The sequence below is a fragment of the Paenarthrobacter sp. 4246 genome, assembly GCF_040546855.1.
In the GTDB taxonomy this organism is placed as follows: domain Bacteria; phylum Actinomycetota; class Actinomycetes; order Actinomycetales; family Micrococcaceae; genus Arthrobacter.
The window spans coordinates 60,424-87,216 of record NZ_JBEPOP010000009.1; the positions used below are offsets into that span (position 1 = coordinate 60,424).

Annotated in this window: 20 protein-coding genes and 1 tRNA gene; 13 read left to right on the forward strand and 8 right to left on the reverse strand. The window is 63.4% G+C overall.

The features are described from left to right. Positions 1-63: 63 nt before the first annotated feature. Genes ABIE35_RS16795 through ABIE35_RS16805 form a run of 3 tightly spaced genes read right to left on the reverse strand, consistent with a single transcriptional unit; the run spans position 64 to position 8,612 of the window. On the reverse strand, positions 64-4,353 hold the full coding sequence (locus tag ABIE35_RS16795) for a type VII secretion EssC family protein (RefSeq protein WP_354516680.1): 4,290 nt from the start codon (positions 4,351-4,353) through the stop codon (positions 64-66). A gap of 57 nt (positions 4,354-4,410) precedes the next feature. Beyond that, positions 4,411-5,754, reverse strand: a complete 1,344-nt coding sequence (locus tag ABIE35_RS16800) for a type 1 periplasmic-binding domain-containing protein (protein ID WP_354516682.1) — start codon at positions 5,752-5,754, stop codon at positions 4,411-4,413. Continuing rightward, complete coding sequence (locus tag ABIE35_RS16805) at positions 5,751-8,612, reverse strand: hypothetical protein (RefSeq protein ID WP_354516684.1); 2,862 nt, start codon at positions 8,610-8,612, stop codon at positions 5,751-5,753. Before ABIE35_RS16805 ends, ABIE35_RS16800 begins: the two co-directional genes overlap by 4 nt. Positions 8,613-8,845: 233 nt before the next feature. Between ABIE35_RS16805 and ABIE35_RS16810 the strand changes: the two genes are divergently transcribed. The 6 genes from ABIE35_RS16810 (at position 8,846) to ABIE35_RS16835 (ending at position 17,006) form a co-directional block, all read left to right on the forward strand. After that, positions 8,846-9,127 (forward strand): hypothetical protein, encoded by a 282-nt coding sequence (locus ABIE35_RS16810; protein ID WP_026547649.1) that lies wholly within the window; start codon positions 8,846-8,848, stop codon positions 9,125-9,127. A gap of 194 nt (positions 9,128-9,321) precedes the next feature. After that, on the forward strand, positions 9,322-14,886 hold the full coding sequence (locus ABIE35_RS16815; protein ID WP_354516686.1) for a DUF6531 domain-containing protein: 5,565 nt from the start codon (positions 9,322-9,324) through the stop codon (positions 14,884-14,886). A gap of 331 nt (positions 14,887-15,217) precedes the next feature. Then, on the forward strand, positions 15,218-15,691 hold the full coding sequence (locus ABIE35_RS16820) for a hypothetical protein (protein ID WP_354516688.1): 474 nt from the start codon (positions 15,218-15,220) through the stop codon (positions 15,689-15,691). Positions 15,692-15,782: 91 nt separating this feature from the next. Beyond that, positions 15,783-16,280, forward strand: coding sequence for a hypothetical protein (locus tag ABIE35_RS16825; RefSeq protein WP_310202670.1), 498 nt, complete (start codon positions 15,783-15,785; stop codon positions 16,278-16,280). Positions 16,281-16,365: 85 nt separating this feature from the next. Further along, positions 16,366-16,572 (forward strand): helix-turn-helix domain-containing protein, encoded by a 207-nt coding sequence (locus tag ABIE35_RS16830; RefSeq protein WP_354516690.1) that lies wholly within the window; start codon positions 16,366-16,368, stop codon positions 16,570-16,572. A 44-nt stretch (positions 16,573-16,616) separates the two neighbouring features. Next, complete coding sequence (locus ABIE35_RS16835; RefSeq protein ID WP_502921390.1) at positions 16,617-17,006, forward strand: site-specific integrase; 390 nt, start codon at positions 16,617-16,619, stop codon at positions 17,004-17,006. Between the two features lie 1,159 nt (positions 17,007-18,165). Here ABIE35_RS16835 and ABIE35_RS16840 read toward each other — a convergent pair. Together ABIE35_RS16840 and ABIE35_RS16845 are read right to left on the reverse strand one after the other, a co-directional pair. Then, positions 18,166-18,732: a hypothetical protein gene (locus ABIE35_RS16840; RefSeq protein ID WP_354516692.1), complete on the reverse strand. Its 567-nt coding sequence runs from the start codon at positions 18,730-18,732 to the stop codon at positions 18,166-18,168. 58 nt (positions 18,733-18,790) lie between these two features. Then, a complete protein-coding gene (locus ABIE35_RS16845; RefSeq protein ID WP_354516694.1) occupies positions 18,791-20,851 on the reverse strand; it encodes an alpha/beta hydrolase in 2,061 nt (686 codons plus the stop codon). Positions 20,852-20,950: 99 nt separating this feature from the next. Here ABIE35_RS16845 and ABIE35_RS16850 point away from each other — a divergent pair, with 99 nt between their 5' ends. Then, positions 20,951-21,169 carry a hypothetical protein gene (locus tag ABIE35_RS16850; RefSeq protein ID WP_354516696.1) on the forward strand — a complete coding sequence of 73 codons (219 nt, stop codon included), beginning with the start codon at positions 20,951-20,953 and terminating at the stop codon, positions 21,167-21,169. Positions 21,170-21,306: 137 nt separating this feature from the next. Here ABIE35_RS16850 and ABIE35_RS16855 read toward each other — a convergent pair. Then, a tRNA-Ser gene (locus ABIE35_RS16855) sits at positions 21,307-21,396 on the reverse strand. 138 nt (positions 21,397-21,534) lie between these two features. Between ABIE35_RS16855 and ABIE35_RS16860 the strand changes: the two genes are divergently transcribed. Genes ABIE35_RS16860 through ABIE35_RS16870 form a run of 3 tightly spaced genes read left to right on the forward strand, consistent with a single transcriptional unit; the run spans position 21,535 to position 23,940 of the window. After that, positions 21,535-22,548, forward strand: a complete 1,014-nt coding sequence (locus ABIE35_RS16860; protein ID WP_354516698.1) for a zinc-dependent alcohol dehydrogenase — start codon at positions 21,535-21,537, stop codon at positions 22,546-22,548. Between the two features lie 3 nt (positions 22,549-22,551). After that, a complete protein-coding gene (locus ABIE35_RS16865; RefSeq protein WP_354516700.1) occupies positions 22,552-22,950 on the forward strand; it encodes a 6-pyruvoyl trahydropterin synthase family protein in 399 nt (132 codons plus the stop codon). Beyond that, a complete protein-coding gene (locus ABIE35_RS16870) occupies positions 22,951-23,940 on the forward strand; it encodes a glycosyltransferase family 4 protein (RefSeq protein WP_354516702.1) in 990 nt (329 codons plus the stop codon). Between the two features lie 97 nt (positions 23,941-24,037). Here the strand turns inward: ABIE35_RS16870 and ABIE35_RS16875 are convergent, their stop codons facing one another. Both ABIE35_RS16875 and ABIE35_RS16880 read right to left on the reverse strand, forming a co-directional pair. Next, complete coding sequence (locus tag ABIE35_RS16875; RefSeq protein ID WP_354516704.1) at positions 24,038-24,418, reverse strand: VOC family protein; 381 nt, start codon at positions 24,416-24,418, stop codon at positions 24,038-24,040. A 23-nt stretch (positions 24,419-24,441) separates the two neighbouring features. Further along, the gene (locus ABIE35_RS16880) at positions 24,442-24,975 is read right to left on the reverse strand and encodes a nucleoside deaminase (protein WP_354516706.1); all 534 of its coding nucleotides are present in this window, start codon (positions 24,973-24,975) and stop codon (positions 24,442-24,444) included. A 22-nt stretch (positions 24,976-24,997) separates the two neighbouring features. Here ABIE35_RS16880 and upp point away from each other — a divergent pair, with 22 nt between their 5' ends. Genes upp through ABIE35_RS16895 form a run of 3 tightly spaced genes read left to right on the forward strand, consistent with a single transcriptional unit; the run spans position 24,998 to position 26,787 of the window. Continuing rightward, on the forward strand, positions 24,998-25,633 hold the full coding sequence (gene upp, locus ABIE35_RS16885) for a uracil phosphoribosyltransferase (RefSeq protein ID WP_017198151.1): 636 nt from the start codon (positions 24,998-25,000) through the stop codon (positions 25,631-25,633). A 47-nt stretch (positions 25,634-25,680) separates the two neighbouring features. Next, positions 25,681-26,058, forward strand: coding sequence for a glyoxalase superfamily protein (locus ABIE35_RS16890; protein ID WP_354516708.1), 378 nt, complete (start codon positions 25,681-25,683; stop codon positions 26,056-26,058). A 45-nt stretch (positions 26,059-26,103) separates the two neighbouring features. Continuing rightward, the gene (locus tag ABIE35_RS16895) at positions 26,104-26,787 is read left to right on the forward strand and encodes an HAD-IA family hydrolase (protein ID WP_354516709.1); all 684 of its coding nucleotides are present in this window, start codon (positions 26,104-26,106) and stop codon (positions 26,785-26,787) included. Positions 26,788-26,793: the final 6 nt, after the last annotated feature.

Sequence of the window (26,793 nt, forward strand, 5' to 3'; positions counted from 1 at the left end):
CAAAGCTGTCGATCTGATGTCCGGGCCCGTCCCGCGGACCCCTGCAAAGTGTCTGCTGTTGGGTTAGCTCCCGGGGCTCAGGGACTGGATCAATGACATCTGTCCGCCCACACCGAGGTATCCGCGTCCGGCGGTGAGCGCCACGGGTGCCTTCCGCGGAAGCGTGGCACCCAGCAGCTCGCCGTCGTAATTGACGTCGGGCTGGAGCACGACGCCCAGACGGGATTTGCGGATGGACTTGGTCCAGTGACTGTAAAGCCCACGGAGGTCAGCGGCCCGCCCGGAGGCAATGATGCAGAGTCCCGGTGGCCCGGAGGCTACGATCCCCGCAATGGACTGATCGGTGTCCTCGAAGCGTTCGGCGTCGTCGATCAAGAGGAACACCGGGCCGCGGTCGATCCGCAGTGAAGCCAACAACGCAGGCACTTCGTCTGTGCCTACGGCTATCCGGTCCAGATCAGCAGTGGCCAATGGGGAGCGGCGGTCGCAGATTCCCCAGACCTGGGCCGGGCCCCGGGAGGTGGATACGCCACGGACAGCCTCGGCCAGAGCCAGCAGCACGGTGGATTTACCGGAACGGGCCGGCCCGGCAATCAGGGCGTGCTCGCCCTCATAAATTTCCAGGAAGGCCGGTGAGAGGTCTGTTTCGCGGATTCCCACGGGGATGTGCCACGGCTCGGTCTCGAGTTGTGGCTTCACGCCGAGATCCGCCATGGTGACGTTGGTGGGCAGGCTCCTGATCGCCGTGGTCTTGGCAGGCGCATCTCCCCAGCCTTGGCGGACACGGTCCACAGCGGCTTCCAACCCGATGCCGGGAGTAGCAACGTGCATCTGCAGGGAGGTCCGCGGATCCACGCAACGTCCGGGGAGGGCGGCCGGGACATGTTTTGCCCGCACCCCAAGCGACGAGTAGTCGTAGGTGTCGGCAAGCCGGAACAGCCACTTCTGCAGCGTTACTTCATTCATCACAGAAGGAACTGCTTTGGCTCGGGTCGTGGTCACGGCGAAGGAGAGCCCCAGCGCCGGCCCGTCGGCATAGGCCCGGTACAGGAGGCCAAGGAGTTGCTGCCCTTCGAAGTCCTGGAATTCGTCGCGCAGTGATGCCAGGCCGTCAAGCAGGACCACAGTGCGGCGATGCGTACCCGGTGCTGCCCTGCGACTTTCCAATTCGGTGTTCAGGTGCCGCAGGAAACGCGCTTGTTGCTCCTTGGCGCCGGCACCGGTTCCCACATATGCCACCGTGTGCGGCAGGCGTTTGAGCATCTCAAGGTCACCGGAACCCATGTCCAGAATCATCAGATCCAAGTCGGCCGGATCTGAATTCTTCGCAAGCGTCAACGCGATGGACGCCAAGGTTGTGCTGGTACCTGAGCCCGCCACGCCCATCAGCATCAGGTTGCCCACCGACAGATCCCATCCGGCGGCAGACTGACGCTGCAAGTCAGGCTCGTCCAGCAGGGTCACCAGGACGGTGGACCCGCGGACACGACCCACTGTCGGAAGTACCCGGGGGGACTCATCCACAGAATCGGCTTCCACCGCGAAACCCTCAAGCTCCACCCGCTCGCCCAGCGCCTCCGGCCAGACCTGCCGCGGAGGGGCGTATCCGGCCTCGGCATTGGCATCCACAACGGCGTCGATAAGGAGATCCAGATCGTTTTCGTCCATTGCAGCGGACCGTGGAAGTACCGGCGCGGGAGCGGGGACACCGAACTGCCGGATGTCGCGAACATCGACGGCGGGACCGCCGTCGAGCTGTGCCTGTCCGGTGACCAGCGCGGTCTGGACGGGCGTGATGTCGTCTTGGCCGAGTTTCACAAAGGCGCGGCCCATCTGGGCCCGGCCGATCGCTGAGGCGGCTGGGACGCCAATAACGTTGTTGGAGTCGTCGCGACTCTGGACGCGCAACGCTACCCGAAGGTTGGTATTGGCGAGAATGTCATCGCTCACCACACCGGCGGGGCGTTGCGTGGCCAGGATCATGTGCACTCCCAAGGTGCGGCCCACGGCGCCAATGCTGACGAGGGCTGTCAGGACATCCGGGAAATCCTTGGCCAGCATGGCGAACTCATCGACCACCAGCAGGAGGCGCGGCATCGGCTCGGCGGGGTTCGTGGCCAAGTAGGCATTGAGGTTGTCGATTCCCTCGCCTGCCTCGGCGAAAACCCGCTGGCGGCGCTCCATCTCTGCTTCCAGGGCGATCAGGGCCCTGTCAGCCAGTTGTTCGTCCAGGTTGGAGATGGTTCCGATGGTGTGCGGGAGGCGCTCACAGGCCTTGAAGGCTGCCCCTCCCTTGAAGTCCACCAGAATGAAGTTCAATCGGGTGGGATCGTTGCGGGCGGCGAGGCCAGCTACCAGGGAGCGCAGGAATTCGGACTTTCCGGAGCCGGTGGTGCCGCCCACCAGCCCGTGCGGTCCGTCCTTGACGAGGTCCAGGGTCAGGGGTCCGTTTTCGCCGGTGCCTATCGGTGTGGAAACGCCGGTGGGGGCCTCCCACAAGCGTCGGATCGTCGCTGCATCAGGACGCTCGTAGCCCAGCAGGCCCGGCATCCGTACCAGTGCGGGCAAGGAGGCCCCGGGAACGCTGAGTTCGGGATCATCGAAGTGTGCCAAGCGTGTGGCGCAGCGCAGGGCTTCTTCCTGGTCGAGACCTGCCAGGATGACGTCCTCCACGCGGGTCAGGTCCTCAGGCTGGTCAACGGTGGCTGCAGCATCCGTCCCAACCTTGATGATGGTGGTGCAGGACGCCGGCAGTTGTTCCTCGGACGTCGCTATGACAATGCCCGCCACGCGGGGTGGCCGCTGCTGCGGGTTGATGTGGCCACCGGGAACGGAACGCCCCATGCCGAGCAATGCGCGGGCAGGGGCGTCCCTGCCCTCTGTCAGTACGTCGGAATCGAGGACCACCATAAGCGCCGGGGTGGGCAATTCCTCCACTGAGTCCTTCAGCATGCGCAGCATGGCCAGGCTGGTCTCACGGTGCGCGGACATCCAGCGATCGCCCGTGCTGCTGCCGGTTTGGCGTGTGTGGGGGAGCCAGGAGGCCCATTCCCATTCATCGGCCCGGCCGGCGTCGCAGAAAACGCCGATCGTCAGATCTGCCGGACCGACATGCACCGCGGCTTGGGCTACCAGTGAACGGGCCAACGCCATGGCGCCTTCCCGCGAGCCAACAATGCCTACTACGCCGGCGTCGGTCAGGTCCACCAGTACGGGAGCTGCCAGGAGACGGGCTGCCGTGAGGGTTTCCTTGACTTTTTCGTCCGGGCGCGAGCCCGCAGCACGGTCGACCTCGGGCTTCCACGGCACGTCACCCGTGCCCGCATGCAGGACCAGGAAGTCGTCCGAGTCAGCACGGCGCTGCCACAGTGATGTCGCCGGAAGTGCCGGACGGCGGACCACCGTAGCGGGATCGGGGACCATCTTGTGCCGGCGGGCAGTTTCCACCTCGGCGGCTGTGCGGATCTGTTGCTCAAACTCCTTGAGCGCTCCGTCGAAGCGCTCTGCTTCTTCCTTAAGGCCCCGGGCATGGCGGCGCTTTTGCTCGAACCACATGCCCACCGCCATCACCGGACTGAGCATGGCGAACATCGCGAAGCGCATGTCCCTCAGGATCATCACCATCGCAACGGCCATGACCAGCGGCGCCAGCACCGTGATGTAACTGAACTTGTTGGCTGGCGGAACGTCCTTGCGGCTCGGCGGGACCAGAGGATCCCCCGCGGGTGCGCGGCCGGGGCGCGGTGGCCTGTTAAAGGGAGCAGTGGCTGCCGGGGTCAGGTTGTGCAGGCTGCCTGGCGCGGGAGCGGGGGTCTCATCCAAGGCGGGGCGGAGGAGAAGGACCGTGCCACCTGCCGTGATGGTGGCCGTTTGAGTGACCAAAACCCCGTCCTCGCCAACAGGTTCCCCGTTGACCAAGGTGCCGTTGGTGGAACCGCCATCCACCACCCGGAGCCCCTCCTCTTCGCGGCGAAGGCGGAAGTGATCCCATGACGCGCTTTCGGTAGGGAGGCTGAGATCCGCATGGGGTGACCTGCCGATGAGCATGTCACGGCCTTCCGGAACATCCACCACCCCACCCGTACGCTGACCGCCGGCCAGGGTCAGGCTCCAACCACGGACACGGTGCGGCGCGGGCCACGGCGCGCGTGAGATGCGGCTGCCTTCCAGCAGAATCAGCTCGGACAGTGGAGTGGCGCCCCGGACCTCTGTTTCGTTGACGAACACAGGTTCCTCAGGGGCAACACGGGGTCCGCCGGCGGCTTCCACTAAGTCGGACAACGTGGTGGCGGGCGCAGCATGGGCAACCTCGCACTCGAAACGACGATCGTCCAGGTCGATCAGCACACGCACCGGGCGCTCCTCCTGTAGTGGAACTGTTCCCCTCAGGTCTGGGGACAGAAAGGGTGGTTAAGGGCTGGCTGGTGCCGGTACCCAGACGAGCCGTGGAGCGTTCTCGTCTGCCGGACGAAGACCGAGGTCCTGAGGGGACGCGAAGACGGGGATCGCATCGGCAGTCAGTGCTTGGGATTGCGAGAAGTCCAGTGGCGGTCCGGCGAGGCCTTCCCCGGGGCCGAAGGACAGGGTGCGCAGCGACGCTGCGACCTTCGATGGTTCCTTGCTGCCGGCCAGTGCAGCTGCCCGGACCAGGGCCACCACGGCGTCATGGCTTCGGGCGTCCGCGGCCCAGGCATCGGCGGAGAAGGGAGTATCGTCCGTCAGGTTTTTGATTTCCGGATTCCCTCCAGCCAATCTGATGCCGGAGAGGAAGGCGGACATGCCCCGCCCTTGGGCGTCCTGCTGAAGCGCGATTGCATCGCCGGTCGCCGGCGCGACGCTGACAAGTTGTCCTGAAGCGGTGCCGTCCAGTTCCGAGAGCGAGGCTGCGAACGCGGGGGTGATGGCGCCGTCGGGAAGTACCAGCGGAACGGAAACGTCGCGTGACTGGAGAGCTTGGACCAGCCGTGCCAGGCGCTGCGGCGTTGCTGCCGACACAACAACAGCGTCGGCAGGGTTGGCAATCCGTGTGCCTTCAGCATCCGCCGGCGCGTCCTTGGCCGGAGGTCGGAGCTGGTCGCCCGTACGGATGGCTGCTTCCTGGGCAAGGTCGGCTACCTCGGTGAAGCCCTCCAGCGTCAGTGTGTCAGCGGGAGTGACGGATGCCGGAACCTGGCCGCCGTCGCTGACCAGCAGCACCCGGCTCTTGCCGGCAAGTGCGGTCCCCAGAGCGGCTTGGACAGAGGCTGACGTTGGTCCAGTGGTCCACGTCGTTTGGGTCGGTTCCGACGCCTCGCCGTAGGGCAGGATGACCGGGAGGTTGCGCTCCTCAGCTGCTTTCGCGGCGGCAAGGGCCTGAGGCCCAGTGCTTGCAACAACGACGCCGGACACACCCTGCTCGGCAAGGGCGCCAACTGCGGCACGAGCGCCTTCTTCGGTGCCTTGGTCATTCTGGGTCGGCAGGGCGACTGTCGCCCCGCCTTGGGCGAAACGCTGCGCTGCCACCACGGCACCCTGTGCTGCGCGGTTGTATTCGGTGCCGGGCTCACCGGACTGGCCGAATGTCATGACGACGCCGATCGAAAAGTCCGCCGGCAGGCCGTCAGCTTTCAGGGCAACAGGAACTGTTGCGGCCACAGGATCGGGCCGGGGAGCTTCCGTGGGGCGGTTCAGCGTCATCACCAGGACTGCCGCTGCGGCAATAACGACGGCGGCTCCCGCAGCGATCAGTACGAAGAGACGTGCGCGGGGGCTCATACTGCACCACCGATCTTCAGTGTGTAGAGCGTCTGAGACGTCGCACCGGCCGGCACTTCGAGTTGGAACGGCGGCAATTCATCCACCGCAGTGAGCGAGGCCTTGAACTGGGCCTGGCGCAGGAGAAGTCCTGCAACGTCGCGGGAGCGTATGTTGGCGTAGCCTTCGGCGTTCTGGGAGGCAAGAGCCAACTGGAAGTCCGCGGTGTCCGCTTTCGCCGCGCTGGTGGCCATCGAGCCGAGCAGGCCCGAGCCATTGACCGCCCGGTCACCAAGGTCCAACATCACTTTGTTGAGGCTGGAGGCGAGAAGGGCGCTGGCACCTTCGACGTCGCGGGTGGAGCCGGACGTGCTCGATGCGATGTTGTCCAGTGAGGACTGTGTGCTCTTGGACAGGGCGGCAGTCAGGTCACCGCTCTGCCCCAAGAGTTCGTCACGCTGCTTGTTGACAGTTCCCTCGGCGTCCTTGACAACATCGTCCGAGGTGGACTTGAGCCCGGAAATGGACCGGTTGAAGGCTGTGGTCACGGATTCAGAGCTGGCATCGCCGATGTCGGCAACCTGCCTCACTTGTTCGTCCACGGTTTTGTAGACCTCGGCAGCAGTTTCGGCCGAAACGTCGCGGAGTGATTCCTTGATCTTTTCGCCCAGCATGTCCTGCTGCTCTTTCAACTTCGCGAGTGCCGTGGTCACTGTGCCGGAGGAGTCAATCGCGTCAGCGAGTGCAGTATCGAGCGCCTCAAGTCCCTTTTTGGTGCCGTTGACGTTTCCTGTTGCGGCGCCGTCGAGCGCCTTGACGGTGGTCTTGATCGCTTCCAGTTTGGTGTCGGCGTCGTCGAATGTCTTTTCGAGAGTCGTGAAGGCCTGGCCGATTGCCTGATCGGCGGCAGCCGTGTCGGTGGCTGCAAGGACTTCGTCCCAGGCAGCTGACTGACCTTCGAGCCGCACGTCCAAAGGCTCCTTGAAGCCCGGCGGCGGATTCAGCGCGGGTGAGGGGTTGCCGTCTTCATCAGTCGGTTCGCACGGCACTGATGTGAGGTAGGAACGCAGCCGGTCAACGTCCTTTGCGGACAGCTTGCCCTTGCCCGGGATGAGACCGTCGTCGGACAACTTGCAGAGCTCGTCGGCCAATTTCTGGTTTTGCTGCACCATGGAGCCGTTAAGCCAGGTTCCCTGACCGAGTTCGCCCTTTGCTGCCTTGGCATTGGCAGCGATGGCGAGGAGTTTCTGCCGGAGGGCGTCAACGCTGTTTTGCGCTGCGGTGGCTGCTTTTCGGGTCGCGGTTGCAGAGTCGGCCGCAGACTTGATGGCTGAGTCCAGTGCCGCGAGTGCCTTGCTGTAATCCTCGGACGTTACAGAGCCGTCAAGCATCGCACCGAGGTCGGTGCGCACTTTTTCAAGTGCGACGGCGGAAGTTGCCTGGTCTTTGATCGCGCCTTCGATGACCTGCGGCTGGAGACCGGAGACGAGCTCGTCGCCCTTTTGCACCAGGCCCAGAAGCGCTCCGGTAACTGTCACAGCCGAACCATAAAGGGAACAGGTCATGGAACCCTGTTCAGCGCACTCCGCAGCGGTGGGGTTTTCGGGTCCCATGGTCGCTTTGAGTGCACCGGCAACAGTGTCACGGCAACTCGCGCTGACCTTCGCGTAGGCGTCCAGCTGTGAGGACATGGTGAGAACGCTGGAGTACACGGTGGCTGCCGGTGCGGCCTTGGCCACCTCGGCGGTGCAGCCGTCACCGGTGATGGGGGTGACCGGCGGTGTCGCGGAAGTGTCACCCAGCATTGCATCCACGGCGGAGACCGTCAGTTTCAACTGCGACATGGTGGTGGACTGGGTGGCAGTGGTTGAAGACTCCAAATCAGAGCCGAGAACCTGCAGCTGCTGCTTCAGGTCCGACATCGTCGCGGCAAGGGCCTGGGAGTTGTCCCGCAGTTCACCGGCTGTCTTCGCGCCAAGAGTCTGTGAGGTTGCCTGCAGGTTCCGGCGGACATCGGTGATGGTGGATCCGGCTTTCGCCAGGACGGTGTTGACATCAGATACCAGCGAAATGGTGCGGCGCTGCAGCTCCATCTCCGAACCGGTTCCGGAGGAGAAGGCGCTGGAGAGCACGCCGTTGGCACTGAGGTCTGTATTGAGGCCAGGCTGGACTGCGACGTCGAACTCGGGAACCTGGAAGTCCTTCACGTCGGCGCTGAGGCGCAACGTGGTGCTGGCGCCGGAACGCGGGGGAGCCAGTACAGTAGCCCACTGGACTACAGTGGCGCCGTCTTCAGTGCTGCTCAGGACTCCGTTGGTACCTGTAGTGCCGTCGGCCGAGCCGGGTGTTACGTCGTCCGCCCGGATGCCCGGGAGCTTGGTGGACGCAGCGATGGTCAGCGGGGCGCCTACCAGGGCGGTGTCAGAGCGGGCCTGGCCGGCGGCGTCGTACTGGATGGTCTGTGGTTTGACGGTGAGGTTCTCAAGCGTCAGATTGATCTCCACCGGGCCGGTGTGGCCTTTCAACTCGGCAAGGTCGGAGCCCGACTTCTCGCCGGCACGATACTGGAGGCTCACGCGCACCGGGAGTTCGCCCACTACCTGGGCGGTGTCATAGGTGGTGTTTTCCGCCGAAGAGTCACCCGCAGCGGACACGGAGATGGTGGTGCCTTCGATCTTCTGCACTCCGGCGGCTGGGGACAGGCCCACGCGGACGCTCTGCAGGAGTTTGACCGGGTTGGACACCGGCTCTGGCTCGGGAGTCTGCGTGCAAGACGTGGTCGCGATCAGTCCCAGTGCTATCAGGGCGATGCCCAGTGCGCGGCCCGGTGGGATGCGACGCCCTGGTTGGTGCTGCCTAAAAGTTGCATGCCTGGGCATGGATCGTCCCCCTCATTCCGTTCACGGTGCCTTGAGCATCATAGAGGATTGCACCGACGAATGGACTAATCTCACCCTGTTGGGCATCCGTGCAGGTCACGAACAGTCTCACAAGCCGCATCGGTTTGTATTTTTGTTGGATTAATTGGCCGCGGTGCTGGTAGCTTAGTGTCCGTCTGGTCGCCGGGGGTTTTTCCTGGTGTTGCGATTGTTCTTATTGGGAGGAAAGTTCTATGTCGCGTGTGTTGTCTACTGAGCAGGCCAAGGCTGCTATCGGTCAGGTGCAGTCGATCATTACTGGTGGTTTCACGGATCAGATTTCTGCGTTGGATGCCCAGGGCCGTGTGTTGTCGGATCCGAATGTGTGGGATGGTCCGTTGGCTGCTGAGTTCCGTGGTTCGACGTGGCCGGAGACGAAGGCTGCGTTGGATAAGGCCAAGGAAGAGCTGGAGCAGTTGCGGGGTCAGTTGCAGAAGATCTCGCAGGATATTTTCTCTGCTGGTGGCGGGGCCTGATTCTTTTCGTTGTTGAGGGTGTGAGGGCCGGGTGATCGTGCCGCTTTGGTGAGCGGTGTGGTTGCCCGGCCGTTTCGCTCTTTCCTGGTGTGCTGCTCTTCCTGCTGCGCTGCACTGGTTTGTGTGCTGGTTTGTCTGGTTTTGTCCGTGTTGTGGTCCGTGGTCGTGTTCTTGTTCTGTGGGGGGCTTTGGTTGTGACCGAGTTCGTTGAGATGCCGTTGTTGCCTGATTCCGGTGCTGGCCATGGTGGCCGGTTTGTGTATGGGACTGCGGAGGCGGTGAAGAGTGCTTTTAGGTCCGCAGCGTCGCGGGTTGAGGAGCATTCGGGGTCGCGGGGACCGTTGGTGACCGGTGCGGGGGAGGATTTCCGGGGGCATTTTTCGGAGGTGTTCGCCGCGAACGCGGCTACGGCGGCCCGGGACGCGTCGGGGTTGGCGTCGGCGTTGCGGACGGTCGCGGATTATGTGGGCACGATGATCGACGCGGCGCGGGAGGAGGATGCCCGGCGCCGGGAGAACAACGAGTGGGTCCGGCGGCATAACAACCGGAACTGGCTTGAGCAGTTCGGTGACAGCATTTGGGGTGAAGAGGCCCGGCCGAACATGGAGCCGGGGAACGCGCCGTCGTTCCCGTCGGCGTCTGCATCTTCGGGGGCGCGGGATACCCCGGGCCCGGGTGGCGGGTATGGGGGCGGGACGTCCTCGGCCCGACCGGAGGCGTTGCGGTCTTTCGCTGCTTCCTCGCGGGGTCTGGATGACGGGCTCGCGTCAACGCCGGGGTCGTTGGAGGGGCATTTGTCCTCGTTTGAGGGGCAGTGTTCGTGGGGCCGGATCGAGGCTTCCGGGGTGATCACGGCGTTCCGGCAGTACTTGGCGGCTAATGAGAATGATGCGGCGTGGGCGGTGGTGGTCGCGGATGCGTTCGCTGCTGCCGGCAGCGAGGGGGCGGTTTCGACCCTCTCGGACGCGGCGGTGAACGAGGCGTTGGCAGCGGCGGGGGTTTCCGGGACGCGGACGGGCCTGGTCATTGACCCGCCCACGGCGGCCGGGGCGATGCCGACGTCCGGGTACGCGAATGATCCGGTGAACACGGCCACGGGGAATTTCATTGAGCCGGAAACGGATCTGGGGTTCGCCGGGGCCGCCTCGAACCTGGTCTTGACCCGGATGTATAACTCCCTCGGCTCCGGCCTGACCGGTGACGGGGTGTTTGGTCCGGGGTGGGCGTCGGTGCTGGACCAGCACCTGGTCATGTCCGATGAGGGTTGCCGGTGGGTGATGGCCGACGGCCGTGCGGTGGACTTCCCCCGCGAGGGTGCAGGCTGGGCCCGCGCCGTCGGAGAGAATTACTGGCTCACCCGCGAAGATGCCGGCACACCGTTCTTGGCGGAACTGACCTCGGTCCCTACAGGTGTCACTGAGGTGTTGGTGGTGGCCGATAACCAGGGTGGCTGGTGGGCTTACACCACTGCCGGGGCCTGGCTCGGGACCGGAGCAGGGCCCGGCCGGACCGTCTCCGCGCACCGCAGTGACGCGGTCGACGGCGGCGGGTCGGGTGTGGTGTGCCGGTTGGTGCATGTGCGGGGCCGGTTTGTGGAGATCGATTACGTTGACGGTGTTGTCGGGGTGGTTCGTTCATCGGATGGGCGCCGGGTCCAGTACGGGTACGACGGCACGGGCCGTTTGGTCACCGTCGGCACCGAGACTGGTACGAGGGTGTACCGGTGGAACGAGCAGGGCTTGATCGCTTCGGTGGTTTCTGCTGCGGGGGTGGTGGAGGCCGAGAACACGTATGACGAGTCCGGCCGGGTCATCCTGCAGGTCACTCAGCATGGGCGGCGGACGAGGTTCGCGTATTTGCCGGGCCGGGTCACGGTGGTTTCGGACGAGGACGGGTCGCGGTCCAATTCCTGGGTTGCTGATGGCAAGGGCCGCCTGGTGGGGGTTCTGGACGCGGAGGACCGGCGCCAGTCCATGGCGTATGACGGGCACGGGAATTTGGTGTCGGTGACTGAGCGTGACGGGTCTGTCACGGTCCACGGTTACGACGGCCGGGGCCGGAAGATCCGCACCGTGACCCCGGAGGGCGCGGACCTGAGCTACGGCTGGGACGACCGGGACCGGATCACCACCTTGGTCAGCGCGTCCGGTGCCGTCGTGGCGTTTGAGTACGCCGATGAGCTGTCCCGGGACCCGTCCGTTGTGGTGGACCCGCTGGGTGGCCGGACCGAGCTGATGTGGCGGGACGGGCTCCTGACCCAGGTCACCGACCCTGTCGGGGTCACCATCGGTTTTGAGTACGACGGGTTCGGGGACCTGGTCGGGACCCGTAACGCGGCCGGTGATGTTGCGAGGATTGTGCGGGACCAGGCCGGGCGCCCGGTGACCGCGGTGACCCCGTCCGGGGCTGAGACCCGGTTCAGTTATGACGACGCCGGTGTGCTGGTTCGGCGCCAAGATCCGGATGGGGCGGTGTGGGCGTTTGAGCATGACCCCGCGGGCCGGACCACCGCGATGGTCGCCCCGGACGGGGGCCGGACCGAATTCCAGTACGCGGCCAATGGTGAACTGGTCCGCACCACCGACCCGCTCGGACGGGTCATCGAGCGGGTCTTTGATGAGCTCGGGAACCTCACCGCCGCGGTGCTGCCCGACGGCGCGTCGTGGGGGTTCACCCATGACAACCTCTCCCGGCTCGTGGGGATCACGGATCCGGGCGGGCATGACTGGGTGCGGGAGTATGACACGGTCGGTGCCCTCACTGCTGTGGTGGATCCGACCGGGGTCCGCACCGCGGCCGTCACGGACCGGGGGACCGGGACCGCGACCCTGACCGACGCGTTCGCGTCGTCGACGTTCAGTTTTGATGAGTACGGCCGCCCCACGAAAGTCGAGTCCGTGGATGGGTCCGCGGAGCTGGTGTCCTATGACGGGGCGGGGAACCCGGTCGAGTTGGTTGATGGTGAGGGCGGGCTGACCGTCCTGGGCCGCGACCTCGCGGGGAAGATCACCACTGTCACGTCCCCGTCGGGGGTGGTGACCCGGTACGAGTACGACCATTGCGGGCGCCCGTGGAAGAGTGTCGACCCGGTGGGGGCGGTCACGGAACTGTCCTACGACGTCGACCAGCGCCTCACAGCGAGGAGACTGCCGACCGGCGAAACCGAAACCTACCAGTACGACGCCTGTGGCAGGTTGACCGCGAAGCACACCCCGGGGGAGGGCACGGCCCGGTACGGGTACGACTCGTGTGGGCGGCTGAGCTTCTCGCAGGATTCCTGGTACGGGACCCGCCGCTTTGAATACAACACCGCCGGAGAACTGGTCTCCACCACGAACGGGGTCGGTGGGAAGACACGATTTGAGTACGACACCCGCGGCCGGCTGGTCAAGGTCACGGACCCGGCCGGTGGGGTGACAACGCGCACGTATACGGCCACGGACCAGGTCAATAGTGTGACGGACCCGCTCGGGCGGGTCACGACCGCGACGTATGACCCGGCCGGGCGGCAACTGTCCCAGACGGACCCGGACGGTCACACCACCACCTGGACCTACGACCGTGCCGGCCGGGAAGCGTCCACCTCGGTGGACGGTGCCCTGATCGCCGCGATCGAACGCGACCTCGCCGGCCGCCGCGTGGTCATCACGGACCACACCGCTGGGGCCGGGTACGCGGTCGAGCAAGAACTGGTGTTTGACCGGCGCGGACTCCTCACCAGAAAGTCCAACGGGAACCGGACGTTGGGGTGGGAGTATGACGGTGACGGGAACCGGACCGGCTTCACCGACCCCACCGGGACCACCACCCGCTACAGCCGCGACCCCGCAGGCCGGGTCGTGAAGGTCTCGAACCCGTTGCTCGGGGACGCGTCCTTCACCTATGACGCCTCCGGCCGGGTCACCACCGCGACTGCCGGCCAGTACTCCCAGGAATGGGTCTACCGGGACGGGAACCTCTCAGAGCACAGCCGCGTCCATGCCAATGACCCGGGCACAGCGGATGTGACCCTCATCGGCCGTGAGGACGGCGGCCGGATCACCGCCCTGACCCGCAACGGTGCCGTGACCCGGTACGGGTACGACGGTGCCGGGCAAATGGTCTCGGCCACCACCAGCAGCAGTTCGTTGGAGTGGGAGTACGACGCCGGCGGTCGGCTGCTCCGCGAAACCACCCCCACCGGGGCGCGCACCTACAGCTACGACGCCGGAGGCCAGCTGTCGTCCGTGACGGAACCTGATGGTTCGGTCACTGAGTTTGTGTATGACGGGCTGGGCCGCAGGGTGCGGGTGATCGGGGAGGACGGGGCCTGGACCGAATACGCGTGGGGCCCCACCGGGCACTTGGCCGGCACGGTCGAGAAGGACCGGGACGGGGCCGAGGTGTCCCGGCACTGGCTCCACGTCGACGCGCTCGGTGAACTCGCCACCGTGGACGGAGCCCCGTTGTGGTGGGACACCGCAGCACCGGTCCCGACCCTGACCGGGATCAACACCACCCAAATCCTGTCCTTGCCCGGCGGGGTCACCGGCATCGGCGACGCTTTCACCGCCCCGGGCTGGCGGGCCGCGCGCCCGACCGACCAGCATGACCCCTGGGCCGTCTTCGGCACGCCCACCACTCCCACCCCCGGCAGCCCTGCAGCTGCTGGTATGGGTGCGGGTGTGGGTGGTGTGTTGCCCGCCGGGATCACCCTGACCCAAGGTGGCGGGCTCGACATCGCCGGACTCGAATGGCTCGGCGCCAGGGCGTACGACCCGGCGACCAGGGGATTCCTGTCCACCGACCCCCTCGCCCCCGTCCTGGGAGCGGGCTGGGACGGCAACCCCTACTCCTACGCCGGGAACAATCCCCTCAACACCACCGACCCCACCGGACTGCGGCCACTCACCGACGCGGACCTGAAAGCCTACGACGGCTCCTCCCGCGGCGCCCTCGCCGCCGCAGGGGAATGGCTCGGCGACAACTGGGAGTATTTGGCTGGTGGTGCGATGGTGATCGCCGGTGGTGTTCTGATGGCCACTGGCGTCGGTGGCCCGGCGGGGATGATGCTCATCGGAGCGGGCGCCGACACAATCATTCAGAAGGCAACTACTGGAGAGGTAAATTGGGGCCAAGTTGCCCTCAGCGGAGCCCTCGGAGGTTTCGGCGGCGCCAGCATCGCCGCTCGCGCTGGTTTGAACGGGATGAAGGCGACCTTGGTGGCCGGGGCCAGTTCGGGCGGCATTAGCGGCGGTATCCAAAGTACGTATGGGTACTACTCAGGCCCTGGCCCGCACACCATAGCAGGGGCCCTGGGAGCCACTGCCCAAGGGACAGTTCTAGGTGCTGCTACTGGCGGTGTCGGTGGGGCGGCCGGCCAAAGGATCAGCCAGGGAATCATGGGGGCAGTCACAAGGAATGCCGGCGCAGACACTGTAGTCATGGGTCGGATGATGGATCAAAGAGTGCATCCCTACGGCAGCGCCCACGGCTATGGGACCTACACGGCGCTTCCTGAAACGGTCTACAACTTCACTTACCGACATCTTCCTAATTCGGTCCATGATGGAATCCATCTTTGGGCCAACAAGAAGTGGATTAACTATCAAATGATGCAGGGCCACCAAATTGTGGACATTGGAGCGCCCAGTCCTGCCCTGAACCCAAGAGGACCAGGCGCCTTGCCCTCCAGCAATTACTACGACATGGAGCAGGCACAGGTAGCTGGATATTCGGGCTATAGCCAGGATCTGCAACCTGCGTGGGATCTGAGATAGGAACATTGATGTACATCGAGGGAAACATATATCTGCGATTGGTTGCTGTTCCGGTTCGCAAGGGTTTGCTCCTGCGGGGAGATCATATGTACGAGGTATTGACATACCCCGGACATCCCCGAGTCGTATCGGCAAAGGAGTTGGCGGGTGCCGTTGGGGTAGATCCGCGCGGTCCTTGGAACGATTTGCAGGAGTGTCAGCGGGTTGCGGATCGGCTATATCGGGAAGGGAGGAAGGGCGAATGGGTCGAGTATCATACTGCGATCATCGTTCCGGACATCCCTGCTGAGGGTGACGCTGGGATTTGAACTTGCGCGTGAAGTCATGATAGGTGCCGGTCACCGCTCCCGTCGCGCAGAAGGACATCGCGAGGGACATACTCACGCTCGGCTCGGCAGGGCTGCCCGATAACGTCCATACCGCCGCTGACCTCAACGCAGGACACGTATACTCCGGTCATGCGCGCGACAAGATACCTGGCGAAACCGAAAGCGGTGACCAGCGGGCCTGGACTGGCCGGGAAAACAGCCGTGACCACCACGTGAACCCGATCAAACCGGAGTTTGGTTCCCACGCCTTCGGCACTGATACCGGCGGCGACGCCGGACGGCCCGTCACCGACCACAACGGTCTCATGTCTGATGGTGGCGAACAGGCCGGATATTTTGACGAGCGAACAGAGTCTCTAAAAAATGTAGCCTGGGCAATCAGGGGAGAAATCGAGAAGATCACCCCGTATGTCCCGCTGGGGCCGACTGATCTGCAAAAGGCCCGACTGGAAGGAATGTCGAATGCCAGCGGTTAAGACGTATTTTAGGATCCTCATGGCCGTGACGGCCGTGCTAATGATGGGAATGACAATAACCGCATGCGCTGAGAAGGAGCCAAACGCGACAATGTCAGACAAAGCGACACCGGAAAAGACAATCAGCGCAAGGGAAGGGCGGGACCGGGCGGTCGAACTCGTCGTCAACACCACCAAGCAGCTCGACGTCACTGGCTGGTGGCCCCGTAACGGCGTCGCGTGGGCGCAGGAGTGCTCCCTAGGGTCGGGCGAGAAGGGAGCCAGCTATGGTTACGACCGCTGGGCACCCCAAGGAACGAACCATGTTGAAGACGCCAAACGCGTAGCCGAGTATTGGAAATCACTGGGCATGACCGTACGCACCGTAAATCCAACGACACACCCGACCGTCTTCGCAGAGGGCGGTCCCGTAGTTCGGGCTGAGTTCGACACTGATGCATCTGACAAGTCGTACAGCATAGGTGCTACTGCCCCGTGCTCACTGGGCGACGCAGTTACTTTGAACGACGAAGACGAAGCAGAACGCAAACAAGGCAAAGTACTCCCCGGAGACGAAGGCCTAGTCGTTCGAGAAGGCCTCACGCAATAACTCCAGGCGGCGACCACACCCGATGTTCGCCATTCAGTCCTTATTGTCGGTCACTAGCCGTTCTCCTGTTTATAGCGTTCTCCTTATGCCTGAAGACGATAAGCCGAGCCCGCGATTCCTGACGATTGAGCAGGTAGCGGAGGAATTGGCGACCAGCGAGGTTCAGATCCGCGCCATGCTCAAGACCGGCCAGATCAAAGGCATCCAAATCGGTGGGCGCAACGTCTGGCGCATCGGACGCCAAGACCTAGAAGACTTCATCCATGACGCCTACCGACAAGTCAGCGAATGAATCGCCGCTGGCAACCTAGAAGATGCGCCTTCGGATGGTGACGTATGAGCACAGTTACACCCGCAAGAGCTTCGAAGACTGCACCTTCCGGGGCGGAAGCTTCTCGCGAGGATCTGGTGTTCCCCGGTGAGGACGGGCACCATCTACGGCTGGCCCGCGTGCACGAGGACAACATGAGTTGGTTTGCTGGCGCCGTGAAGCGTTCCGGGATTCCCAGGATCACTCCGCACGATCTCCGCCACTCCGCCGCAAGCTTCGCTGTATCCGCCGGCGCCAATGTGAAGGCGGTGCAAAAGATGCTCGGACACAGCTCGGCCGCGATGACGCTAGATGTCTATGCGGATCTCTTTGACGGGGACCTGGACTCAGTTTCAGACGCTCTAGATCACGCCGTCTCTCAGGCGAATGTGCCCAAAATGTGCCCACCAGCCTGATTCTGGCAAAAGAAAAGGCCCTGCTTCCCTTGTAAACAAAGGGAAGCAGGGCCTTTCTCATTGGCGGTGACGGTGGGATTTGAAACCTCTCCGAGCTGAGTCAGGGCAAGAGGAACCCCGAGATTACGCCGAAATACACCATGTTGTATAACGATGATTCACTGTGGTTGTGGGCAAACTGTGGGCACTAGGCCCTCTTGGGAATCCTTGGGCGCTGAGCCTCTCCACGCCTGGGGATCCGCGGCGCCCGCCGCGGGGATTCCTCTGGGGCTGACGACTTCCGGTTCATCGACTGGATTGCGTCAATGTCCCCTGAGGTGAAGCGGAGGCTCCCGCCAAGCATGATGTGCGGCCAGTTCTGGGATTTCTTTAGCCTGCTGGTTGCGGCGGGCCCGGTGGGGCTGCGCAGGCAGACCAGGCACCATCAGCAACTGCCACGCCCACACCAACCCCCGCTGCCTCCGTTGCTCAGTTCGCGAGCATCATCACTGAACGAGAAGAGGCCTGGCGGGAGTACGAAGACAACATTGTTGAGTGTGCCTTGGCGTCGATAGGGGACACTGCCATTGATTTCGCCAAGCGGACCACTTGCGGCTATACGGTCAGTACGGTTGCTTTGACTGCCAAGCAAGCAGCGGCCCAGATGCGAAAAATGCCTACTCCTCCTGCGGAGGTGCAGAGCCTGGTTGCTCGCACTCTCACCAATTTGGATGTCTTGGCTAAGAACCCAGCGCCGACCGCCTGCGAGGACAAACAGAGCGAAGCGTGCGACGCCGCAATAACTCAGGCGAATGGGGAGATAAGGCCGCTCATCACCGTCCTTGACGCCTGGAGGCCATACACGCGCTAATCGATAGCGGCCCGAAGCGACGGGCAGCTCCGACGGCAAGACACCCAGGAGACCCACCTGGCCAGGCCGTCAGGTTGGCGTGCACGTTCTCCCTGATCAGAGCCGATTCCGCGCTGCAGGTTCTCCGTTCCAAAATGGCGGTTTTCCGGATGACGCCGTGAACTATGCCGGTGACGAAGGTGAGAACTTCGTCAGACGAACTGTCGTATCCGGCCCCGAAAAATTCGTTATGGGAATCACCACCGGCAAATATGAGATAAGCCTCGGAGGAAATACTCGTTGTGTTCCCGACTCGGAAAAGAAACGGCTCTACTTTGCGGTCGGAGAGGGGCTGGGGTTGGAAGGGGCCCCGTAAATTTCGGGATACAGCTCCTTGTAGATTGCGGTTTGGTCTCCGGCGATGCAGACGGTGTCCATGTCGAGGCTGGACCCCTTGAGGTTTGCAGAGAACGACAGAAGGTGTCCGCCGTTTTTGTCAGCGTAGAGGCGGATGACGCCTGGATCCTGGGGGTTGGTTTCGGTACGGGTGGTGAAGCCCTTGGATTCCCAAAAGGATTTCACTGATTTTACAGAGTCGTCCAGGTCAAGCGTTTCCGTAGTATCCATGATTACCCTGTAGTTGACACCTTCCTTTCCATCATTGGTTCTACATCCGCCGTTAACTGGGTTCTCAAAGGGCGCCCATTTTTGGGCTCCGATAACCCTTTGTGTTTCGGTCTGGAGAGCCTGGACGTCCCTGAGGGCTTGTTTGAGTTGCTCGACCTGGGCTTTGACGGTTGCAGGATCGCTGGGATTGGCTGAGCCGGTCATAGGGTTCTCCATGGTGGGTGTGCAGGCGCTCAGTGCAACGGCCGCGCAGAACAACGCGATAGTCACGCGCAGGGTTTTCAGTCTCGTCCGGGGTTCATGGTGCATGTAGTTCACTCTTTCTGGGCTATTTGTATGCCGCAGCTCCAACATAGGGCGGTTCAGGTCTTTCCCCTGGCAGGACTCGGTCTCCGTGACCTGTTGTTGTGAGGGCCGCCTCATATAGTGCCGTGGTGTTCTTGTCGAGGTACCCGTAGCCGTCGCCGTCTTCTCTGTGTACGAGGGAGTTGTGTTCTGTGATGCCTTGATACTGGGTCCCGTCGATGGTTGCCTCTTCTGAGGAGAAGACTTTTGCGTCAAAGGATTCCATGCGCGGATCCTGGCGCAGGTGGCGACCCCACCTAGCTAGGCCGTCGCCTTCCGCTTCACTGGCGTAGACCTGCCCGGCGGGCACGTGGAGATCTCCGGCGTTCTGGATCTCTTTTTCTATGCCTGCGGAGCCGAGCATCGTGAAGGAGGCGACGTCCAATTTCGCGGCGGCAAGGGCGTTGGACGTCACAGTGGTGCCGTAGGAATGGGCCAGTACGTGCAGGGTCTCCGGGGTCCTGTTACCCAAACCCTCTCTGACGGCGTTGAACCCATGAAGGTCCGCGATAAACCGGCTGGCACCGGCCTGGGCGGCATCGCCGCTGTTCACGGTCGGGACAGTGGGCGGTTCATAGTTGATCCACGCCACCACGGCAAAGGACTTTCCTGGATCAACGTCGCGCTGTTTAGCCCGTAGGTCATAGGCGTTTTGAGCCCAGTCGTTGAAGCCGCTTTGGGGTGTAATGAGCATGCCGGACACGGCGTAGGTAACGTTGTCAGCCGTGTCCGGGTTACCCGCAGAAACCTGCGCCTTCGGAGAACCATTAGTCAGGTCGAAACCGAGCAGGACAGCATCGCCAGAGGCTCCGGCGTTGACAAGAGCCCCACGGATGCCGTCAAGGGCTTTCTGCTGGGTTTGCAGCAGTGTCCAGGCCGGGTTGGTGATGGACAGGCCTTGGCTGGCGGGCAGGAATCGAGGCGTACTGGCCAGTTCAGCGTTGATTCGGTCCTGCTCGGTGAAGAGACGCTTGAGATTGGCCTCATGCCGGGCAGTCGCGGTGATTCCGTTCAGGTTCCCAAGAACCGCCGGGAGGGCGTCGATCAGGAGCAACTGAGCCTCGCCGGGTTCCATTGCCCGGCCGACCATTTTGTGGCCCAGACCGGCCCACCACTTTGCTATCGCCCCGGGGTCCAGGCCAGGTTGTTGCAGGAGCCCTTGTAGCTGGTCTTTGTTCGCAGGCGCGGCGAGCCAGGCTTTCAGTTGATCGACGTTTAGGGCCCCGATGTCGGTCAAACCGACTTGCCCCGGTGGTGCGTACTGTATGAGGGCGCTGTTGAGCATGATGTCGGCCATGGACCCGCTGCCGGCTGTTTCGAATGCCGCGGCGATGTGCTCAAGCCACACCGCGTCAGCGGCATTCTCAGCCAGCAGCTGCTCGAAGCCGGACACGAACGTGACAATGCCGCTGTTCACCCAGGAACACGCTGCGGTGAATGCGCTCCACGCGTTCCGGATTCTCCCCAGCTCTGCGTCCAGGATGTTCGCGGAGGCGCGGGACTGGGACACGAACCCGCGCAGCTTTCCAGGATCAGCCGAGCTTGTTCCGCCTCCCGATCCACCGGCGAACCGGGCCCGGTCGTGTGCGGAAAACACCGCTGAAATCGTCGGTGGCGCGACCCGCGTTTCCTCGGGTTTCGGATCATTTACCTTGCTCAGCAGGGCCACGGACTGGCGGGCTGGGTCGAGGGACGCCAGTTCCCGTTCACGGGCATCGGCGCGTTGCCGCCAGGCGGTGAGCTTTTTTAGCCGGGACTTCTCCTCCTGCGCTTTGAGCTTTGCTTGCCGGACGTCCTCGGCCAACATCGCGAGAACACCGGCAAGCCTGGCGCGGTCATCAGCCCTGATGGCACAAGCCTGGGTGAATAGCTGCGCGCATCCGCCTTTGAAGTCCTCCACGGCATGATCCATGGCCCCGTCCAGGAATCCACCTTCGCCACGCAGAACCTGATCCGCTGAATCAGCAGCACTGATCAAAGCGTCGGCAGCGCCATCATTAAAGACGATCCCGACAGTCGCGCTGTCATTAAAGGTAAAACTCATGCCCGTACCCCCATAAAGCGAACAATTAATCCAACGATTAGCATAACCCGTGGAATCCGGCCAACGGACTCCACCGCTACAGGACTTTAGGATGGATGAATGCCCCATGAAATCAATAAGCGCCGTTTCCTGACGATTGAGCAGGTCGCGGAGGAGTTAGCGACCACTGACGTTCAGATCCGCGCCATGCTCAAGACGGGCCAGCTCAAAGGCATCCAGATCGGGGCCGCAACGTCTGGCGCATCGGACGACAAGACCTTGAAGACTTCATCCAAGACGCCTACCGACAAGTCAGCGAACGAATCTCTTCGACGGTGATCTGGACTCAGTTTCGGACGCTCTAGATCACGCCGTTTCACAATCAAGTGTGGGCAAAATGTGGGCAAGCTCCTGATTCAGAGATGAAGAAAGGCCCTGCTTCCCTTGTAAACAAAGGGAAGCAGGGCCTTTCTCATTGGCGGTGACGGTGGGATTTGAACCCACGTTGGCTTTTACACCAAACAACATTTCGAGTGTTGCACCTTCGGCCGCTCGGACACGTCACCAACTGAAATAGGCTACCCGAGATTGGCCCGGTTCCCCAAAACGAGCCCCTCTGGACCCTGCCCAATAAGCAGGTGGCGCACCCTTCAATCCACGCCAACTTCCGTCCACAGCTCCGCACCGATAGATTCGTAAGCATCATGACGATTTCTCAGGAACACGAACGGAAACAAGAGCACGAAGCCCACGCCTATTGGGTCACTGAGACGGGCGATGGTGAGCTGCGCCCGGAAGACCTGCCAGCAAGGCAAGAAGGAGAAGCCCTCGTCAGGACCCTGTACTCAGGTGTCAGCCGAGGCACGGAGCGTGTGGTCCACGAAGGTCGGGTCCCGGAACGCGTTGCTGACCTGATGCAGGCCCCGCACCAGGAAGGTGACTTCCCAGGCCCGGTGAAGTACGGCTATTTGAGTGTGGGGACGGTAGAGCAAGGACCGGAAGAGTGGGTAGGAAAAACCGTCTTCAGCCTTCATCCCCATCAGGACTTCTACATCGTTCCCACAAGCCAGCTCACGGCCATCCCCGAGGATGTCCCTGCCCGTCGCGCGGTGCTCACGGGCATCGTGGAAGTCGCCATCAATGCCCTCTGGGAAGCCGGACCGAGGCTGGGTGACCGTGTCGCCGTCGTCGGGGGTGGCCTGGTGGGTGGGGTCTTGGCGACGCTCCTGCGGAAGTACCCGCTCGGTCGCCTGCAAATGGTTGACGCGGACCCGGAAAAGCAAAAACTCGCGGAAACACTCGGCATCGATTTCGCCCTTCCCGAAAACGCACAAGCCGACAACGACATCGTCTTCCACTGCTCAGCCTCCAACGACGGCCTCAAGCTGAGCCTTCAACTGGCCGGCGACGACTCGGACGTCATCGAGCTCTCCTGGTTTGCCGACAAGGAAGTTACCCTCCCACTCGGCGAGGACTTCCACGCCCGCAGGCTGAACATCCGTTCCAGCCAGGTGGGTGCGGTAGCCCTGCCTAGAAGGCATCGCCGGAGCAACGCCGAGCGCCTGCAGGAGGCTGCAAACCAGCTCAAGGACCCGATGTTCGACACGTTCCTGAGCAGCGAATGCCAGTTCCAGAACCTGCCCACCACACTTGTTAAATTGTTCAAACGGCCCGGCGGTTTCTGCCACGTGGTCGCCTATCCCACCCCGGAGGATTAGTACATGTTCAGCCTGACCGTCCGACGCCACTTCATGATCGCTCACAGCCTTCCCCGCGAAGCGTTCGGCCCGGCCCAAGGCCTCCATGGTGCAACGTTTGTGGCCGAAGTCAGTTTCCGTCGCCCGGATCTCAACGACGACGCAATCGTCCTGGACATTGGCGCAGCGGGCGGCATCCTTGAGGAAATCCTGGAGGACCTGAACTACAAGAACCTGGATGAGCACCCGGCGTTCAAGGGCAAGCTCTCCACCACCGAGGCCCTCGCCAAGCACATCGCCGACGCCATGGCCAACCGGATCCAGGACACCGCCGACGGACCGGCACTCAGCGGCATCGACGTCATCCTCCGCGAAAACCCCGATGCCTGGGCCGGCTACTCGCTGGAGCTCCCGGCCAAGTAGATGCACGTGCGCTTCCTGGTCCCGGGGAACGTCCGGCACGGCTCCGGCGGCAACAAGTACAACGCCAAGCTTGCCGAGCATCTGATCGCCTTGGGCGCGGACATCGAGACGGTAGTGGTCGACGGCGACTGGCCGGTTGGCAGCCCAGCGGACCGGCAGCGATTCGCGGAAGCGCTCGACGGCGGCGCAACGGTGATTGCCGATGGCTTGGTGGCGGGTGGGGCACCAGATGAAATCGCCGGCGCCGCGGGTAAAGGAACCAAAGTCTGGATCCTGTCCCACATGGCGTTGGCGGACCACGATGACCTTGAGGCCAAGGCGCTGGCTGCGGCAGCGGGAATCATCTGCCCCAGCGCCCATTCAGCAGCGGAGCTTGCGACGAAGCACGGGACGCAGAACCTTGTCATCGCCCCGCCCGGGGCCGACAAAGCAGACCCCGCCAAGGGGTCGCAGCCAGGGCACATCGTAGCCGTGGCCGCACTGCTGCCGAACAAGAGCCAAACACTCTTGGTAGAGGCACTCGCCGCCCTGCGAGACCTCGAGTGGACCGCCGCCCTCATAGGCTCGGAGGACGTAGACCCGAGGTACGCAGCTGAGGTGAGGGCCGCCGTCGAGCGTTACGGCCTTGAAAACCTCATCACCGTCACCGGCGAGCTGACCGGCAAAGCTCTCGAGGATCAGTGGAACGCGGCGGATCTCAGCGTCCTCATGTCGCAATCCGAATCTTTCGGCATGGTGGTCACAGAATCCTTGGCCCACGGCGTCCCGGTGATTGTCCGGCAGGGGACCGGGGCAGTCGAGGCCCTCGGTGACACAGGAGCGGGTGCAGCGCTGGACCTCAGCGACCTCAACACCCTGACAATGACACTCCGCGCCTGGCTCACTGACCCCGCCCTGCAGCAGCGCTGGCGCAACAATGCCCTCCAAGCCCGCCAGCACCTCCGCGGCTGGGACGCCACTGCCGCGACGGTCCTGAAAGCCATCACGTAGCAGCGTCCGAGGGTGCAGAATGGGCGCATGACCGCCACAGCGCCCGCCGCAGCCACCCTCACTCCCGAGCCGGCCGCTGACGCCTTCAAGGACCAACTCAACCCGAACCGTACGGACGGGTGATGGCTTCCAGGAAGTGCCCGTCCGGATCGGAAAAGTAGATGCCGCGGCCGCCGTCGTTGTGGTTGATCTGGTTCGCGCGGGAACGGGCAGGGTCCGCCCAATAAGGAACGTGCTCGGCCGTGATCCGGAGGAAGATCTGGTCAAACTCCTCTTCGCTGACCAAGAAGGCGTAGTGCTGGGGCGCTATCTCCCCGGACGCCTCAAGGAAGTCCAACGCGACGCCGTTCTCCAGGGAAACAGTGACAAAGGACCACATGGGCTGCGGCTTTGGAAGTCCGAAGATGCGCGCCAGAAATTCGGCTGAGGCGTGCTTATCCGTTGCGTAGACGATGGTGTGGTTGAAGGCGACTGGCATTGCTACTCCTGCAAAGAAGAGGATCAGGCCGGGTAGTTACTCCCGCCGGGCACGCGATGAGAGGCGAAGAACTCCTTCAGCAGGGCCGCGCATTCTCCCTCCCGCACACCCGCGTAGACCTCCACCCAGTGATTGAGACGGCGCTCGCGGAGGATGTCGAACACGGAACCCACCGCTCCCGCCTTCTCGTCCCACGCGCCAAACACGACGCGGGGGATCCTGGCCAGGACGATGGCCCCGGCGCACATGGCACACGGCTCAAGGGTTACCACCAGGGTGCAGTCCTCAAGCCGCCAACCGTCACCGTCCGAGCCCGCCTCCGCCGCGCGCTGGCGCAGCGAAGCAGCCGCTTGGCGGATCGCAACCACCTCAGCGTGGGCCGTCGGGTCCCCGTGCGCTTCGCGTTCGTTGCGTCCGGAACCCAGCACGCCGCCGTCGGGCCCCATCACCACGGCGCCGATCGGTACGTCGTCCGTTTTCAGCGCCAACCGGGCCTCGTCGAGGGCAAGGCCCATCCAGGCCATGTGGTCTGCGTGATACGGCTCGGTGGCGCTCATGTCTCAATGATAGTTTTGGGGGATGCGCACACTCGTCGTGGACCACCCGCTGGTCGCTCACAAGCTCACCGTACTGCGGGATAAGAACACCCCTTCACCGGTCTTCCGGCAACTCACTGAAGAACTCGTCACCCTCCTGGCTTATGAAGCCACCCGCGAGGTCAAGACGCAGCCAGTCGAGATCGAGACCCCCGTCACCACCACCATCGGCACGGCTTTCACCAAGCCCACTCCGCTGGTTGTCCCCATCCTCCGCGCAGGGCTGGGCATGCTTGAGGGCATGACCAAGCTGGTCCCCACGGCCGAGGTCGGCTTCCTGGGCATGGCCCGCGATGAAGAAACCCTGGACATCATCACCTACGCCGAGCGCCTCCCTGAAGACCTCACCGGTCGCCAGATCTTCGTCCTGGACCCCATGCTCGCAACCGGCGGCACCCTGCGTGAGGCCATTAAGTTCCTCTTTAAGCGAGGCGCTTCCGACGTCACGTGCATCTGCCTGCTGGCCGCTCCTGAGGGGTTGTCCAAGCTTGAGGAAGAGCTCTCCGACGCCAACGTGAAAATCGTCCTGGCCTCGATTGACGAGAAGCTCAACGAAAAGTCGTACATCGTGCCGGGCCTGGGCGACGCCGGAGACCGCCTCTACGGCGTGGCCGGTTAAAGGGAGACCCCTACCGGTTTCCGGCTCGCCCCGTTAGCCTGTGGCGCATGGACTGGAAACTTGAACTGGTATTTGTCCCTGTCTCAGACGTCGATCGCGCGAAGGACTTCTACGTCAACAAGGTTGGTTTCAACGCGGATTTTGATGAGCGTCCCACGGACGGCATCCGCTTTGTGCAGCTGACTCCTCCGGGTTCGGCGTGTTCCATCGCCATCGGTGAAGGTCTCACCGACGCCCCTCCGGGTTCTGCGCCCAACCTGCAAATGGTGGTGGCGGACATCAACAAGGCCCACGAGCACCTCAAGGCCAACGGCGTGGAGGTCAGCGACGTCGACGTCCAGGATTGGGGTCACTTTGTTTACTTCGCTGACCCTGACGGCAACCAGTGGGCGGTGCAGTACCTTCCGCAGCGGCCGAACGGCTAAGTCATACTTCAGCACCATCCCATGAGCGTGCGGCAGGATGGAACCATGAGCCATCCTGCCGAGCCCGTCTCCCAACCATCAGTGCTGACCGTCCGCGCCGTCCTCTTCGACATGGACGGCACACTGGTCGATTCCACGGCCATCGTGGAGCAGGTGTGGTCTGAGTTCGCTGGCCGCTACGGCTTGGACATCGAGGAGATTCTCCGGACCTCCCACGGTGTCCGTTCCGGCGATACGGTGCGCCGTTATGCTCCGGCGGGTGCCGACGTCGTGGCTCTGACTGCTGAGTTGGACGCCATGGAGCGCACGCGGACAGACGGCGTGATTGCACTGCCGGGCGCCGAAGCGCTGTTGAGTGCCTTGCCGGACGAAGCGATCGCGCTGGTCACCTCAGCCGACCATATCCTCGCGGGCATCCGCATGAAGGCTGCCGGGCTTTCCATGCCAACCACCACCGTTACCTCAGAGGCCGTAACCCTCGGCAAGCCGCACCCGGAGGGCTACCTCAAGGCGGCCACCCTGCTGGGAGTCGACCCGGCCGACGTCGTGGTCTTCGAAGATGCGCCAGCCGGTATCGCTGCGGCGCGCGCAGCCGGGATGCGGACCGTGGTAGTAGGCGACGCCGGTCATCTTGAAGACGGCATGTGGCGCATCCCGGACTACTCGGACGTGACGGTCACCTCGGTAAAGGACGACGACGGCGGGCACCTCCTCACGCTCACGCTGTAGTTCCGC